14 protein-coding genes are annotated in these 13,580 nt (G+C 72.3%); 5 read left to right on the top strand and 9 right to left on the bottom strand.

Annotated features, from left to right (window positions below; genetic code table 11):
- Positions 1 to 110: 110 nt before the first annotated feature.
- Together ACFYP0_RS16290 and ACFYP0_RS16285 are read right to left on the bottom strand one after the other, a co-directional pair.
- Positions 111 to 992, bottom strand: coding sequence for a helix-turn-helix domain-containing protein (locus ACFYP0_RS16290; protein ID WP_386996615.1), 882 nt, complete (start codon positions 990 to 992; stop codon positions 111 to 113).
- 148 nt (positions 993 to 1,140) lie between these two features.
- Entirely contained in the window at positions 1,141 to 1,380 is a 240-nt protein-coding gene (locus ACFYP0_RS16285; RefSeq protein WP_091406718.1) for a DUF397 domain-containing protein, read from the bottom strand.
- 264 nt (positions 1,381 to 1,644) lie between these two features.
- Here ACFYP0_RS16285 and ACFYP0_RS16280 point away from each other — a divergent pair, with 264 nt between their 5' ends.
- Positions 1,645 to 2,295 (top strand): GGDEF domain-containing protein, encoded by a 651-nt coding sequence (locus tag ACFYP0_RS16280; RefSeq protein WP_124857357.1) that lies wholly within the window; start codon positions 1,645 to 1,647, stop codon positions 2,293 to 2,295.
- A 4-nt stretch (positions 2,296 to 2,299) separates the two neighbouring features.
- On the opposite strand, the gene rox is transcribed toward ACFYP0_RS16280, so the two are convergent.
- Both rox and ACFYP0_RS16270 read right to left on the bottom strand, forming a co-directional pair.
- Entirely contained in the window at positions 2,300 to 3,727 is a 1,428-nt protein-coding gene (gene rox, locus ACFYP0_RS16275) for a rifampin monooxygenase (RefSeq protein ID WP_124857355.1), read from the bottom strand.
- A 162-nt stretch (positions 3,728 to 3,889) separates the two neighbouring features.
- Complete coding sequence (locus ACFYP0_RS16270) at positions 3,890 to 4,915, bottom strand: phosphotransferase enzyme family protein (RefSeq protein ID WP_124857353.1); 1,026 nt, start codon at positions 4,913 to 4,915, stop codon at positions 3,890 to 3,892.
- A 125-nt stretch (positions 4,916 to 5,040) separates the two neighbouring features.
- Between ACFYP0_RS16270 and ACFYP0_RS16265 the strand changes: the two genes are divergently transcribed.
- The gene (locus tag ACFYP0_RS16265) at positions 5,041 to 5,685 is read left to right on the top strand and encodes a flavodoxin family protein (RefSeq protein WP_124857351.1); all 645 of its coding nucleotides are present in this window, start codon (positions 5,041 to 5,043) and stop codon (positions 5,683 to 5,685) included.
- A gap of 60 nt (positions 5,686 to 5,745) precedes the next feature.
- Here the strand turns inward: ACFYP0_RS16265 and ACFYP0_RS16260 are convergent, their stop codons facing one another.
- On the bottom strand, positions 5,746 to 6,237 hold the full coding sequence (locus ACFYP0_RS16260; protein ID WP_030336385.1) for a type II toxin-antitoxin system PemK/MazF family toxin: 492 nt from the start codon (positions 6,235 to 6,237) through the stop codon (positions 5,746 to 5,748).
- Between the two features lie 50 nt (positions 6,238 to 6,287).
- Here ACFYP0_RS16260 and ACFYP0_RS16255 point away from each other — a divergent pair, with 50 nt between their 5' ends.
- Genes ACFYP0_RS16255 through ACFYP0_RS16245 form a run of 3 tightly spaced genes read left to right on the top strand, consistent with a single transcriptional unit; the run spans position 6,288 to position 8,322 of the window.
- Positions 6,288 to 6,803 (top strand): NUDIX hydrolase, encoded by a 516-nt coding sequence (locus ACFYP0_RS16255; protein WP_386996507.1) that lies wholly within the window; start codon positions 6,288 to 6,290, stop codon positions 6,801 to 6,803.
- Positions 6,804 to 6,829: 26 nt separating this feature from the next.
- Entirely contained in the window at positions 6,830 to 8,068 is a 1,239-nt protein-coding gene (locus ACFYP0_RS16250; protein ID WP_356980345.1) for a hypothetical protein, read from the top strand.
- Entirely contained in the window at positions 8,065 to 8,322 is a 258-nt protein-coding gene (locus tag ACFYP0_RS16245) for a hypothetical protein (RefSeq protein WP_356980347.1), read from the top strand. Before ACFYP0_RS16250 ends, ACFYP0_RS16245 begins: the two co-directional genes overlap by 4 nt.
- Before the next feature lie 19 nt (positions 8,323 to 8,341).
- On the opposite strand, the gene ACFYP0_RS16240 is transcribed toward ACFYP0_RS16245, so the two are convergent.
- The 4 genes from ACFYP0_RS16240 to ACFYP0_RS16225 form a co-directional block, all read right to left on the bottom strand.
- Positions 8,342 to 11,116 (bottom strand): ABC transporter permease, encoded by a 2,775-nt coding sequence (locus ACFYP0_RS16240; RefSeq protein ID WP_356980349.1) that lies wholly within the window; start codon positions 11,114 to 11,116, stop codon positions 8,342 to 8,344.
- Positions 11,117 to 11,229: 113 nt separating this feature from the next.
- On the bottom strand, positions 11,230 to 11,751 hold the full coding sequence (locus tag ACFYP0_RS16235; RefSeq protein WP_356980351.1) for a DUF2267 domain-containing protein: 522 nt from the start codon (positions 11,749 to 11,751) through the stop codon (positions 11,230 to 11,232).
- A gap of 40 nt (positions 11,752 to 11,791) precedes the next feature.
- Positions 11,792 to 12,190, bottom strand: a complete 399-nt coding sequence (locus ACFYP0_RS16230) for an NUDIX hydrolase (protein WP_350860946.1) — start codon at positions 12,188 to 12,190, stop codon at positions 11,792 to 11,794.
- A gap of 51 nt (positions 12,191 to 12,241) precedes the next feature.
- Positions 12,242 to 13,528, bottom strand: a complete 1,287-nt coding sequence (locus ACFYP0_RS16225; RefSeq protein ID WP_356980389.1) for an MGH1-like glycoside hydrolase domain-containing protein — start codon at positions 13,526 to 13,528, stop codon at positions 12,242 to 12,244.
- Positions 13,529 to 13,580: the final 52 nt, after the last annotated feature.

Raw genomic sequence — 13,580 nt, 5'->3', positions numbered from 1 at the left:
ATACGTTCGTTGAGAGTCCTCCGCCGGAGCCGCAGCGGTCAGGGCAGGCGGGCTGACGCCGGCCCACTGTCCACGGTCGCCGACCAGGCCAGGGCCGTCGCGGTCCGGAGTCAGGCCGGGTAGAGGTCGTCCAGCAGGCCGCCGAGGATCTCCGCCGTACGCTCGGGCGGCTCGGCCTCGACGCAGAGCCGCTCCATGGCCACCGCGTAGTAATCCAGATCGTCGCGCTTGTCCAGGTAGATGGCGCTGGTGAGCTGTTCGATGTAGACGATGTCCGGAAGCTCCTGGTCGCCGAAGCGCAGGATGGTGAAGGCGCCCCCGGCGGCGGCATGGCCACCGGCGGCGAACGGGATGACCTGCAACCGGATGTGGGGCGACTTGGTCGCCTGGATGAGCGCGGTGAGCTGACCCCGCATGACCTCGGCGCCGCCGATGGGCCGGCGCAGCGCCGCCTCGTCCACCACGGCCCAGAGCTGCGGCGGGTTCTGCCGCTGGAGCAACTGCTGACGCTGCATCCGCAGCGCGACACGCCTGTCGATCTCGGCCGGACCGGCCGCGCCGTGCCCGAGAAGCACGACCGCCCGGGCGTACTCCCGGGTTTGCAGGAGGCCGGGCACGAACTGCACCTCGTAGGTGCGGATCAGCGCGGCGGCGGCCTCCAGGCCCAGGTACGACTGGAACCAGGACGGCAACACGTCGCCGTAGCGGTGCCACCAGCCGGGGCTGTTCGCGTCACGCGCGAGCTTGAGCAGCGCGTCGCGTTCGTGGTCCTCGGTGACGCCGTAGAGGGTCAACAGGTCGGCGACGTCACGCTCCTTGAAGCCGACCCGACCCAGCTCCATCCGACTGATCTTGGATTCGGAGGAGCGGATCTCCCAGCCGGCGCCCTCCCGGGTCACCCCGCTGGACTCCCGGAGGCGGCGCAGTTGGGCACCGAGCAGCATGCGCAGCACGGTCGGCCCGGTTGTCGGGCCACCCTCGGCGGGAACCATCGTCACGTGCGGACCTCCGGACACCGACCCACGACGGCCGGGCGCCCCGGCCCGGCCGACGTGTAAGCATGCCATGGACCGACAGTGAGGTGAACTCCTCCGCGCCGGTGAATCAGTCCCGTCACCGGGACGACCCACCCCCGGACGGTCAGTTGATCAGGTGGTCGAAATCTCCGTCCCGCGCACCGAGAACGAAGGCGGCGATCTCATCGACCGTGTAGATCAGCGCCGGCCCTTCCGGGTGTCGTGAGTTGCGGACCGCGATGCCCGCTCCCTCGGGCAGTTCGGCCAGTTCGACGCAGTTGCCGCTGGGGTTGCTGCGACGACTCTTCTGCCAGCTCAGCGGAGGCAACTGGTGGATCGGTACGCCATTGGGTGGCTGCTGCATGGGGGCGTCTTTCTGTTACGAGCCCGCCGGTGGCCGTGGGAGGAGCGGTGACGGCGAGGGGGTGCGGTATCGACATTGGACGGTTCTGCACGTGCATCTGCTATTGCATCTGCATCCGACGGCGAGCATGATAACGCACATGATCGGTGCCCATCCGTTCACTTTGAGTTACCCCCACACGGGCAACGATCAGGCAAAACTGGGCCCGACGCGGCGCGCCGCGTCAACCGAAGGCTGGAGGCGGTCGCGGCGATGGGAGGGTTCGTGCCGGATCCGATGAGTGTCGCCTCCGGCGTCTGCGCGGCGGGCGCGCTGCTCTCCTCCTGGCAGTTGCGCCGACGGGCGGTGCGCGCCGAGGCCGAGATCGGTCACCTCCAAGCCGAACTGGCCGCCGAACGGCACGCCGCCAGTCACGACCCGCTCACCGGGCTGCCCAATCGGCGCGCCTTCTACCGCCTGGCAGCCGCCCTGCTCACCGACGCCGCCGGCCAGCCGCTGATCGCCGTGGTGCTCGATCTCGACGACTTCAAGCAGATCAACGACCGGTACGGGCACGCCGCCGGCGACCAGGTGCTGATCAGTGTGGCCGAACGGCTCGCCGGCTTCGCCGGGGACAACCTCGTGGCCCGCCTCGGCGGTGACGAGTTCGCCGGGCTGCTCTCCAGCCCCACCGTCGACCGGCGCTGGATCGAGCATTCGACCCGCCGGCTCAGCGAGACCGTCGCCGCGCCGATCCGGTTGAGCGGGTGCAGCGTCCGGGTCACCGCCTCCGTCGGGCTCGCCCCGGTGACCGGCCCGGCCCAGCTCACCGACGCGCTCAGCCGCGCCGACGCGGCCATGTACCAGGCGAAGAGCCTCGGTGGCACCCGATCGCCCCGCCAACTGGTCGACAGCGCGTTCCTCGGCGAGCGCTGACCGTTCAGGTGACCGGCGCGCCGAACCACCTGGGCAGCTGACTGAGCAGGTCGCTCTGATCGTCGCCGACCCACGCCACGTGACCGTCCGGCCGTAACAGCACGGCGGGCACCTCCAACTCCTCGCTGACGTCGACGACGTGGTCGACCCGCTCCGCCCACCCGGCGACCGAGAGCCGGCCGGTCTGGTCGAGCAGGAGGCCGCGGCCGCCGTGCATCAACTCGTAGAGGCGCCCCCGCTTCAGCCGTACGTCACGCATGTGGCGCCCGAGCATGTCGTGGCCCGCGCCGAAGTCGTAGCGCACCCCGATCGCGGTGATCTTCTCGATCAGGTACCGGTTGACGTCCTCGAAGTCCAACAGCTCCGACAACAGTTGGCGCACGGACCGCGGCCCCGGCTCGGGTGAGAGCAGCAACATCTGCGCCCGGGTGTTGGTCAGCACGTCCGCGGCCACCGGATGCCGTTCGCTGTGGTAGCTGTCCAGCAGCCCGTCCGGCGCCCAGCCGTTGAGCTCGGCGGCCAGTTTCCAGCCGAGGTTGAACGCGTCCTGGATGCCGAGGTTGAGCCCCTGCCCACCGGTCGGCGGGTGTATGTGCGCCGCGTCGCCGGCCAGCAGCACCCGGCCGACCCGGTAACGCTCGGCCAGCCGGGTGGCGTCACCGAAGCGGGAGAGCCAGCGCGGTGAGTGGACACCGAAGTCGGTGCCGGCGTACGCCCGCAGTTGTCGCTTGAACTCCTCGATGGTCGGCGGGACCGAGCGATCCTCGACCACCCCCTCGGCGGGAACCAGGACGCGGTAGATCCCGTCGCCGAGGGGCCCGAGACCGAACCGCAGGTGCGTCCTGCGGACCTCGGTCACCACCTCGGCCACCGTCTCCGGCGGCACGCCCACCTCCATCTCGCCCAGCAGCGTCTCGACGCTGCTGGGCTCGCCGGGAAAGCCGACACCGAGCAGCCCGCGTACGGTGCTGCGACCGCCGTCGCAGCCGACGAGGTAGCGCGTACGCACCTGCGTGCCATCGGCCAACCGCACGGTCACCCCGTGGTCGTCCTGGCTCAGCCCGACGAGTTCGCTGCCGCGCCGGATCTCGACGCCGACCTCGCTGGCGTGCTCGCTCAGGAGACGGTCGGTGGTGGTCTGCGGAATGCCGAGGACGTACGGATGGGCGGTGTCCAGCCCGCTCGGCGACGGCTTGGGAATGGCGGCGAAGAAGCCCCCGACCGGGTGCTGCTGTCCGAGGGCGAGGAACCGCTCCAGCAGACCTCGCTGGTCCATCACCTCGATGCTGCGTGCGTGCAGGCCGAGCGCACGGACGTACGGGGTCGGCTTGGTTTCCCTTTCCACCACGAGCACGTGCGCCCCGTGCAGCCGCAACTCGCTGGCCAGCATCAGGCCGGTCGGCCCGCCGCCAGCAATGATCACGTCGATCATGAAATCCCCCGATTTTCCCAGTTATGGGCTCAGGGTGGTGATTCTGCGGCACACCCCGGGTCTTGCCGCAAGGCCCGGGGTGCGATATATGTTGGAGGTGGCAAGGAGCGCATGTGCTCCTTGCCTTTGTTGTGTCCCAGTGCGGACGGCCCTGGTTTCCGGTCAACGTCGCCGGTCAAGGTCGCGCAGGGCAGCGTCGGCGAGGGTGATCAGACCCACCGGCGACACCAGCCCCCGCACGATCCGCGCCGCCCGATCCCGCTCGGCCACGGCGGCGTCCGGGTCCAGCGCCTGGCAGGTCCAGTCGCTGAGGTCGTCGAGCGCCCGGACCGCGAGGAACCAGGCCAGGCGGGCCGGGTCGATGTCGGCCGGGCCGTAGCCGGCGAGAACGGCCTTCTGCTGACGGGCGCTGATCGGCGCGAACGCGAGCACCCCGCCCAGGACGAACATCAGGTCACACTCGGGCGGCGCGAGCACCGCGTCGTCCCAGTCGATCAACCAGACCTGCCCGTCCGCGCCGAGCAGCAGATTGCCCAGGTGCGGGTCGCCGTGACAAACGACGTTCGCGCCGGGTCGGTCGCGCTGGTCGACGGCGAGGCGTTCGACGTCGCGGGTCAGTGTGGCCACCGGGTCGGCCACCGCGGACCACACGTACGCCATCTCCACGGCCAGCGGCCCGGCGGGGTCGTCCGCCGGGCCCGGGTCGCGCAGCCGCTCGGCCACCGCGCGGGTCCTGGCCACGATCGAGGGGTACGCGGCACCGCCCGCCGGTAGCAGCCGGCTCAGCTCGTCGGTCACCGGCACCGCGTGCACGGCGGCCAGCACCTCGCCGTACGCGCGCCAGTGCGCGTCGGTCATCGGACCGTCGAGCGCCCGTTGGTCGGAGACCCACGGCACCACCGAGAGGCGGCGGCCGTCGTGGTCGATCGACAGCCGCCCGTCGTCGGCCCGCAGCGGCGCGACGATGCCCGGCACACCCTGCCCGGCCAGGTACGCCGTCACCACCAGGCCGGCCGGGGTGCCACCACCGCTCAGCTTGACCGCGTACCGACCGCCGTCGGCGGTCTGTGCGAGCCACAGTCGGGCGCGCTGGTCCGCGCCGGAGGTGACGAGCTCCATCGTGGACAGTTGCAGGCCGAAGCCCGTCCGCACCTGTCCGGCCACCTGCCGTGCGTCGTCCTGCACCATGCGGACACCCTGCCAGCGCTCCGTCCACCGACCCAGCGGTTTTGCCGGCCTCCGGGGTGTTCTGAGACGTCTTATCCGGGTATGGCAAGCCAGTACTCGAATCACGACCGCCGAGAGGACCCGACGTGGCGACCATCCGCGCCCTCGTACTCAACTGCACCCTCAAGCCGTCACCTGCGCCGTCGAGCGCCGAGCAGCTCGGTCGGGAAGTGCTCGCCGAGTTGGCCGGGCAGGGGGTGGAGGGCGAACTGATCCGGGTCGTCGATCACGACGTGCGTTTCGGGGTGTCCACCGACGAGGGCGACGGCGACGGCTGGCCGGCGATCCGCGCCAAGCTGATGGCAGCCCAGGTGCTGATCATCGCCACGCCGATCTGGCTCGGCCAGCCCTCCAGCGTCTGCAAGATGGTCCTCGAACGCCTCGACGCCGAGCTCTCCGAGACCGACGCCGAGGGTCGGCTCCGCACCTACGGCAAGGTCGCCGGTGTTGCCGTGGTCGGCAACGAGGACGGCGCCCACCACACCATCGGCGAGGTGCAGCAGGCCCTCAACGAGGTCGGGTTCACCATCGCCGCCGCCGCCGCGACCTACTGGGTCGGCGAAGCACTGCACACAGTGGACTACCGCGACGCCGGCCCCAAGCTCGACACCACCGGCCGCACCACGAAGGCCCTGGCGCTCAACACCGCACACCTGGCCCGGCTCCTCGCCGACCAGCCGTACCCGCCGCCGGACGCGAAGGGTGCCGCGGTCGGCCCGAGCCGCGAGTGAACCTGACCGCCGGGCCCGTCACGTTCAGGCTGGCCCACTGCTGATGCCGCCCGGCGTCGGTCAGCGCCAGCCGTAGCCGGCGCGCAACGCCTGCCCGACCCGGTCGAACCGGGGCCGATCCAACACGGCACCCTCCCGGCGGATGCTGTCCTCGCGCATGGTGAGCACCCGGTCCAGCCGGACCCAGCTCGGCCGGTTGTCCCGGTCCCACTCCCCCGGCCCGAGCGCGAACCAGTGCCGCTGTCCGTCCCGCTCGCTCTGGCTGGACAGCATCAACCCGAACAGGGTCCGGCTGTGCCGCCCGACGACCAGCACCGGCCGGTCCTTGCCCTGGCGGGGGTCGTCCTCGTACGGCACCCACGTCCAGACGATCTCGCCCGGGTCGGCCTGACCGTCGCGCTCCGGAGCGTAGGTCAACTCCCGACGCTGCAAGGCGCTCACCTGACGGCGGCGGGCCACCTGCGCGGGCGCCGGCCCGGTACGCCGGGGCGACGGGATCACCGCACCGACCCGAGAGATACGTGCCGCGACATTCCTCAACAGACCAGCCACGGCGGGCAGCCTACCCGCCGCAGAAGCGGGCGGTACGACAGACTGGCCCGATGAACGAGCCGCCCCGCGACCTGCCGATCCTGGAGCGACGCGCGGTGCGGGTGGTGGTCACCGACGGCACCGACCGGGTGCTGCTGTTCCACACGCACGACCCGGACCACGCCCGGCTGGGCACCTGGTGGGAGCTGCCGGGCGGTGGCATGGATCCCGGTGAGACCTATCGCGACACGGCGGTGCGGGAGCTGCGGGAAGAGACCGGCATCGTGATCACCGCCGACCAGGTGGGCGCGCCGGTGTGGCGGCGGCGGTCGAGCTTCCTGCACCGCCAGGTGCGGCACGTGCAGGACGAGGTTGTCGTCGCCGTACGGCTGGCCGGCCCCGGCCCGGACGTGGACGAGGCGCACCGGCTCGACTACGAGAGGGAGGACTACTTCGGCTTCCGCTGGTGGCCGTTGCCCGAGGTGGTGGCCAGTCGGGAACGCTTCTACCCCGGGCAGCTCCCCAGGCTGATCACCCCCTTTCTCGCCGGCACGGAGATCGACGAGCCGTTCGAACTGTGGTCGTGAGCCGGGTCGCCGGGCAGAGTGTGGGAATGAGGAGCAACCTGCACGGCCCGTTGTCCGCGTACGCCGCGCGACTGCACGCGACGGTCGGCGACAGGCACCACGTCGCCTCCCCGCTCGGCGCCTGGCTGCTACTCGCGGTCACCGCCACGACGGCCGACCCTGATCCGGCCGTAGCGGACGAAGCCGCCGCGAAGCTGGCGCAGGCGCTGGGCACCGACCTGCCGAGCGCGGCCGAGGTGGCCCGAACACTGTTGGACGCGCCGCACCCGCTGGTCGGGTCCGCCACCGCGCTCTGGCACACAGCGGGGCAGGGCGACGACGGATCGGCGGCGTGGCGGGCCGCGCTGCCCCGCACGACCGAGGTCGGCGCACTGCCCGATCAGGCCGGGTTGGACGCCTGGGCGCGCGAGCACACCCTCGGCCTGATCGAGACGTTTCCCCTGCGGGTCGGGCCGGACGTGGTGCTGGCCCTGGCCAGCGCGTTGGCCACCCGGGTGTCCTGGGCGACCCCGTTCGACGTCGCCGACGCACGCGCGCTCGGCGCTGGCAGCCCGTGGGCCGGTCGACTGCGGCAAGCACTGCGCAGTCCGGGCCAGGGCCACCGCTGCGCAATCGTGTCCACCGCGCAAGCCGGTGACGTGATCGTGCACGCCGCGCCGGCCCAGACGGCCGGCGGCGCAGGGCTGGTGGTCCTCTCGGTGGCCGCCGCACCGCAGGTGCCACCGGCCGAGGTGCTGGCCGTCGCGTACGACCTCAGCGCCGGCGCGGCCGACGGCGCGCAACCGGCGGGCAGCCGCTCGCTGTTCGACCTGCCGCTCGGCGAGACTCCGCTCTGGACGCTGACCGAGGAGCGGGTACGCACCCGCGCCCACGACGGCCGCGAAGAGCGGCACACCGCCGTCCTTCCTTGCTGGTCGGCCCGGAGCGACCATGACCTGACCGGGCCGGCGCTCGGCTTTCCGGCCGTGGCGGCCACGCTGGCGACGGCGCTGGCGCTGCCGGCGGAGCGCTTCGAGGCACGGCAGACGGCGGTGGCCCGGTTCGACCGGTACGGCTTCGAGGCTGCCGCCGTGACCGCCATGTTCGGGTTGACCAGCCTGCCGCCGGAGGGTGTGGCCCGCACCGCCGAGCTGCGCTTCGGCCACCCGTACGCGGTGGTGGCCGTCGCCACCGACACCGGGGCCGACGGCGTCACCGGCCCCTGGCACGGGGTGCCGGTCTTCTCCGCCTGGGTCGCCGAGCCCGAGGAGGTGCCCGAGGCATGAGTCACCTCGCGGAGGAGCAGGTCGCCGGGGTGCTCCGGCAGTGGATCGGCACGGACACCCCGAAGCTGCCGGGGCGAGGGCATGGAGGGCGCGGTCTTGACGTCTCGGGTCGGCCGAACGCGGTGCTGGACTGGGGCTTCCTGACCACCGAGGGAGACCCGGTGTTCGACGCGGCGGTCACCGCCGCGATCTTCGACGCCCAGGGAGCTGCCGGTGGCCGACGCCGACGGGCGATTCAGGCCGAGGAGTCGTAGCCCGATCAGCCCTGTGGCCTCATTGGTCGGCGAGCAGAGCGGCGGTCGGCAACCGCCGGATCAGGATCGCCGGGACCAACGCGGCGAGCACGGTGAGCAGCAGCGCCGCACCGGTCACGGCCAGCGCCAGCATCGCCAGCCGACCATCCACCGTGCCGACCAGCAGGGCGACGGAGCCGAGGCCGGCGGCGACCCCGAGGATGCAGCCGAGCACTCCGACGCCGAGCGCCTCGTAGATCAGGAGCCGGTTGAGCGCGGAATCAGGCCAGCCGATGGCCCTCAGCGTGGCGAACTCGGCCGCTCGCTCCCGCACGTTGAGGTACAGCACGTCGGCAACGCCGAGCACCCCGAACAGCAGCACTCCGCCGACGGCCACCAGGTCCACCCCGCGCACCCGCACAGAGACCGCCTCGCCGAGCAGCGAGCCGACCATGCCGTCGTCGAACGCCCAGAGCGCGGCGGCGATCAGTGTCACCGCACCGACGCCGGCCGCCAGGCTCGTCGCGCCGGCGAAGGTACGCGCGGGCGTTCGTACGAGATTGGCCACCGCAAGCCCGGCAAGGCTCCGTGCCGAGGCTCGCCGGGCAGGTGCCGCGCTCGCCTGCAGCGCCTCCGCCGACCGGGTACGCGCGGCCCGCACTGCGGGCAGGGCGCTGGCCACTGCCGTCAGCAGCACCGCGATCGGCACGCACAGCATGGTCACCGTGCCGGAGATCTGCACGCCGGCCAGCCAACCGAGCGGCACCGACAACCCCGCGCCGAGCAGCCCCGCGGTCAGGCCGAGCGCTACGGTCTCGGCGAGGATCAGCAGGCTCAGCCGCCAGCCGGGCCAGCCGATGCAGGCCAGTACGGCGAGTTCACGTCGACGAACCCGGACCGCCGTGGACACCGCGTTGCCGACCAGCAGAGCGCAGACCACCAGCAGCAGCCCGAGCAGCATGATGTTCTTGCGATCCACGGCGGTGACGATTTCGGTAGCGACGCCCTTGCGGGTACGCGCCTCCAACAGGTCCAGCTCGGGGCGGCCGAACTCGCCAGCAGGCAGCAGCACCGGGCTACGTACCGTCGAGCCGCCCAGCACGATCTCGACGGTCAGGCCGGTCTGTCGGACAATCTCGTCAGCCACCATCCGGACCCGCTCCCGGGCCACCTCGTCGAACCGGTCGATACCGGCGACCCGGACCCGCACCGAACTCACCGGGGCTGCCGCGAGCGCGGGCGCGACGCTGGAGTACAGCTCGCCGGCCACGGTCAGACTGGTCACCAGACTGGGCGCGCCACGCGGGTAACCGAGCGGGTCGTCTCCGGGAAGCAGTGGGCGGTCGCCGAGCAGGCCCCGGGAGCGCGCGTCGGCGCCCACCGGCGGGGTCCGACGGTAGAGGTCGAGGGCCTGTTGCGCCGCGCCGGCGGTGGATTCGAGCGCATCCGGTGCGAAGCTGCCCACCGCGGTGACCGACCACGACGACTGCCCGAGCAGACTCACCGGATCCGCCGTCCCCACACCGCCCGTGCTGAACCACGAGTCTCGCCACACGTCGTCGATCGTGGGGTCGACCGATTCGACTCCGTCTGATCGGGGCACCATCCGATCGCGGCCGTCGGGTTGCGGCGAGTAGGTCGGCGGCCCGGGCCGGAGCAGGGCCATGATGGTGGCCAGTGGGGCCTGCTCGGAGAGTGCGGAGTCGAGCCGGTCGCGGTAGATCTGCGCCAGGTCATGCTGGAGCGTTTGCGGCGGGCCCGTCGCCGAGTTGTGCAGCAGGGGCCAGAGCGCCTGAGTCGCGGTGCCGGGCACCTGGTCGGCCGCCCGGCCGGTCAGCCGGGACACGGCAATGTCCACCCGCTCGTCGATCGCGATGTCGTCGGCGGCGAGCACCGGCAGCGTCCGGCTGGCCGGGCTGCTCGTGGGCAAGGTGGAGGACAGGGCATCCGGGGCCGCCGAAGAAACGGCATCGGTGCCGGTCAGGTAGCGCCCCTGGCGTACCGCCCGGTCCAGGCCGACCAGGCGCGCCTCAGCCGCCGGATCGATCGCGGCGACGAGCATCGGTACCACCTTTGGCAGCCGGAGTTCCAGCCGGGCGGTGGCGGGCACCACGGACGCCGGACGGCCGGACGTGAAGATGGATGCCAGCCGGAAGGTGCCGTCCGGAAGTAACTGGTATGTCACGACGTCACTGACCTGGGTCCGCCGGGCGTCGGGATCGAAGCTGCCGGCGGCGATGTCGCACACCTGACGACGCTGGCCGTCGGGCTGCACCTCCAAGGTGCCGCCACCACCGGTGCCGGGGCACTCGGCGGCGGAGGTGGCCTGGCGGACCCTGGTGCCATCGGCGTACACGAACCGTTGGTCGTTGATTGCCGCCAGCGGCACCAGCGGCCGTCGCGACACATAGACGTAGGTTGGCGCCGCCGTCAACGTGCTCAGCCCGCGCTCCCCGCTGATCCGGGGAGCGACCTCGATGACCTGCCGCTCAGCCGACCTGTCGACCTGGTCGGTGAGGTCCACCCGCGGCTCGACTCGGAGATCGGCGATGCCGAGGACCGCCAGTGGGGCGGCCACCTCGACGCCGGAGATCCCTTCGATCAGCCGCCACTGGTCCAGCCCGATGCCGCCGTAGGCCGCGGTGGGCCGGTCCTGGTGAAGCAGGCCGGTGGCCGGCGCCGCGGGGTGGACCAGGATGTCGTACGACGGACGGAACTGCCCGTCGACGGAACCGCTCGCGACCAGCCGGGAGGTGCTCGCGGCACCGGTGAGCACGGTGAACCCGGTGGTCGCGACCAGTACAGCGGAGAACACTGCGAGGCTCCGGCCTGGTGTGTTCCGCAACTGCGATCGGACCATCCGCAACGTCGCCCAGCCCGGTGTTGCTCGCATGAGGAGACGAAAGTATCGGACAGAGCGTCAATATCTCAACCCGCTCTGTCGGCCGGCGGTGTGGGCGCGGCCCCACCTCCGCCGTCGTGCGGCAGTCGCGCCACCATCTCCTGGAATTCCCGTACGGTCATCGCCGTCCGCAACGTGGCAAAGACGGCGCCGGTTCCGGCCCGGGCGGTGGCCGGGTCGACCCCGGCACGCTGTTCCACCCGACGAAGGAACTCCGTCGGGCCGGCCTCCATCGGGGTCGCGCCGGCACCGCCGACCTCCAGGCCCACCCCGCTGGTCAAGCCATCGGCGCCGGCATGCGGGCCGGGGGCCACGGCCGCATCCGGGGCTGGGAGGGCCGTCCCGGCCGCATCCGGGGCCGGGCCGGTCAGGTAGCCGTCGACCTCGTTCGGAAGGTGCGCGACGAGGTCGCCGGGTGCGCCGCCGGTCACCCGTTCGGCCAACGTCTGGAGCACGGCGCGGGCGAGCACGCCGGCCTCCTCGGCCGGCAGGCCGGACCGTTGGGACACCGCGTCGATGAAGTACGGGAACCCGTCGCCGTCGGTCACGCTCGGCCGGTTACCCCTGGCCGGCCGCGACAAACTGCCGCTAGGCCAGCAGACCCTCGGCCAGCAGGTGGTCGAAGATGATCTGGTCGACCGGTGAGGTGCGGTGTCGGTCCGCGTACCCGAGCCAGGCCATCTCGGCGATCTCGCTGGCCGGCCGCAACTGTCCTCGATAGCCGGCCCGGTAGCAGGTCATCCGCACGGTGATGCCGGTCGTGTGGCCGTGCGCCTGAGCGGTGAAGGTGCCCAGGTGCACGGCACCGGGCACGTCTACCTCGACGCTCAACTCCTCGTCGATCTCCCGACGCAGGGTCTCCAGGTCGGTTTCGCCCGGCTCGCGCTTTCCGCCCGGCAGGTACCAGACGTCCTTGCCCACCGACCGGGTGCTCAGCACCCGACCGTCCTCGACGAGGATCCAGGCCACCTTGTCGATCTCGCGCACGATGCTCCTTACGGCCGCCGGGACCGGGCACGCTACCACCCGGCGGCGCGCTCAGTCGGCGAGCAGGTCGAGCAGCAACGCGGCGGTCCAGCTGAACGCCGGTGAGCCCAGCCCGGCGCCGGTGTCCGGGTGGAAGTACTCATGGCAGCCGGCCCCGGCGACCAGACCGATCATCGAGCGGCGCAGCCCGGCGGCCAGCTCCGGGTGCCCGTGCCCGAGCAGCCCACGCCGGACCAGCCAGCCGATGTTGAGCCAGCTCGGCCCGCGCCAGTAACGCAGCGGCTCGAAGTCGGGTGCGGTGCGGTCGTAGGTGGGCAGCGGCCGATCCATGAGACGGGCCACCCCGAAGCGCGCCGACCGAGCCTCGACGACCAGCGCGTCGGCCTGCCGGGTCGGCAGGTCGGGCAGGATCAGGGGGGTCAGCCCGAGCACGGTACGGGCGCTCACCAGGCGGTCGGTGCGCAGGTCACGGGGCTGGAACGTGCCGGTGTCCGGGTCGTACAACCGGCGCAGGAGAGCTTCGGTGATGCGGGCCGCGCGGGCCCGGTGCGGCCCGGGGTCGTCGCCGACGAGCGCGGCGATCTCGGCGAGGGCGTGTTCGGCGGCCCCGAACGCCGCGTTGAACAGCGGGCACTCCACCAGGAACGGGTGCCCGGCGGCCAGGTCGCGGTCGGAGTAGCCGTGGTCGCGGTAGGCGGCGACGATCGCCAGATAACGCGCGTAGTCCAGGTCCGTGGGGCGGTGCGCGGCGTCGGCGTGCGTGGTGTCGTGCCGACGGTACGCCCGCATCACGGCCGCCTCGGCCGGCACCGCCGCCATCGGCTCGTCCCACGCCGGGCTGTTGTCCAACCCGGACTCCCACGGGTGCACGATGCAGACCAGCCCGTCACCGGCCACGTCCCGCCGGTCAGCCAGGTAGCGCTGTTGGGCGACCAACGCGGGGTAGAGCCGGCGCAGCGCGGCCAGGGCGGTGGGGTCGGGCGCCCGCCGGTACGCCAGCAACGCGGCGAGCGCGTGCACCGGCGGCTGGACCAGGCCGGAGGTGGCCACCGTCGGCGCGCCCGGCACGTCGGCCGAACGCCACATCTCCGGCCCCGGGAAGTACGCGCCGACCCGCAGCGCCGGGTTGAACACGATGTGCGGCACCCGTCCGTCGGCCCACTGCGCCCGGAACAGGGTGGTCAGCTCCCGCCAGGCGCGGTCGGGACGGACCTGGGCCAACCCGATCGCGATGAACGCGGAGTCCCAGCTCCACTGGTGCGGGTAGAGCGTGCGCGAGGGCACCGTGTGGTCGTGCTCCCAGTTGGCGTCGAGCGTGTCGACCGCGAGTCGACGCAGCCCGGCCGCGTCGGCCGGGCCACCCGTGCCGGCGGGGTCGGCGCGCGTCGCT

It is taken from the genome of Micromonospora arida, assembly GCF_042873195.1.
In the GTDB taxonomy this organism is placed as follows: Bacteria; Actinomycetota; Actinomycetes; order Mycobacteriales; family Micromonosporaceae; genus Micromonospora; species Micromonospora arida.
This window is presented reverse-complemented; position numbering and strand designations above follow the sequence as displayed.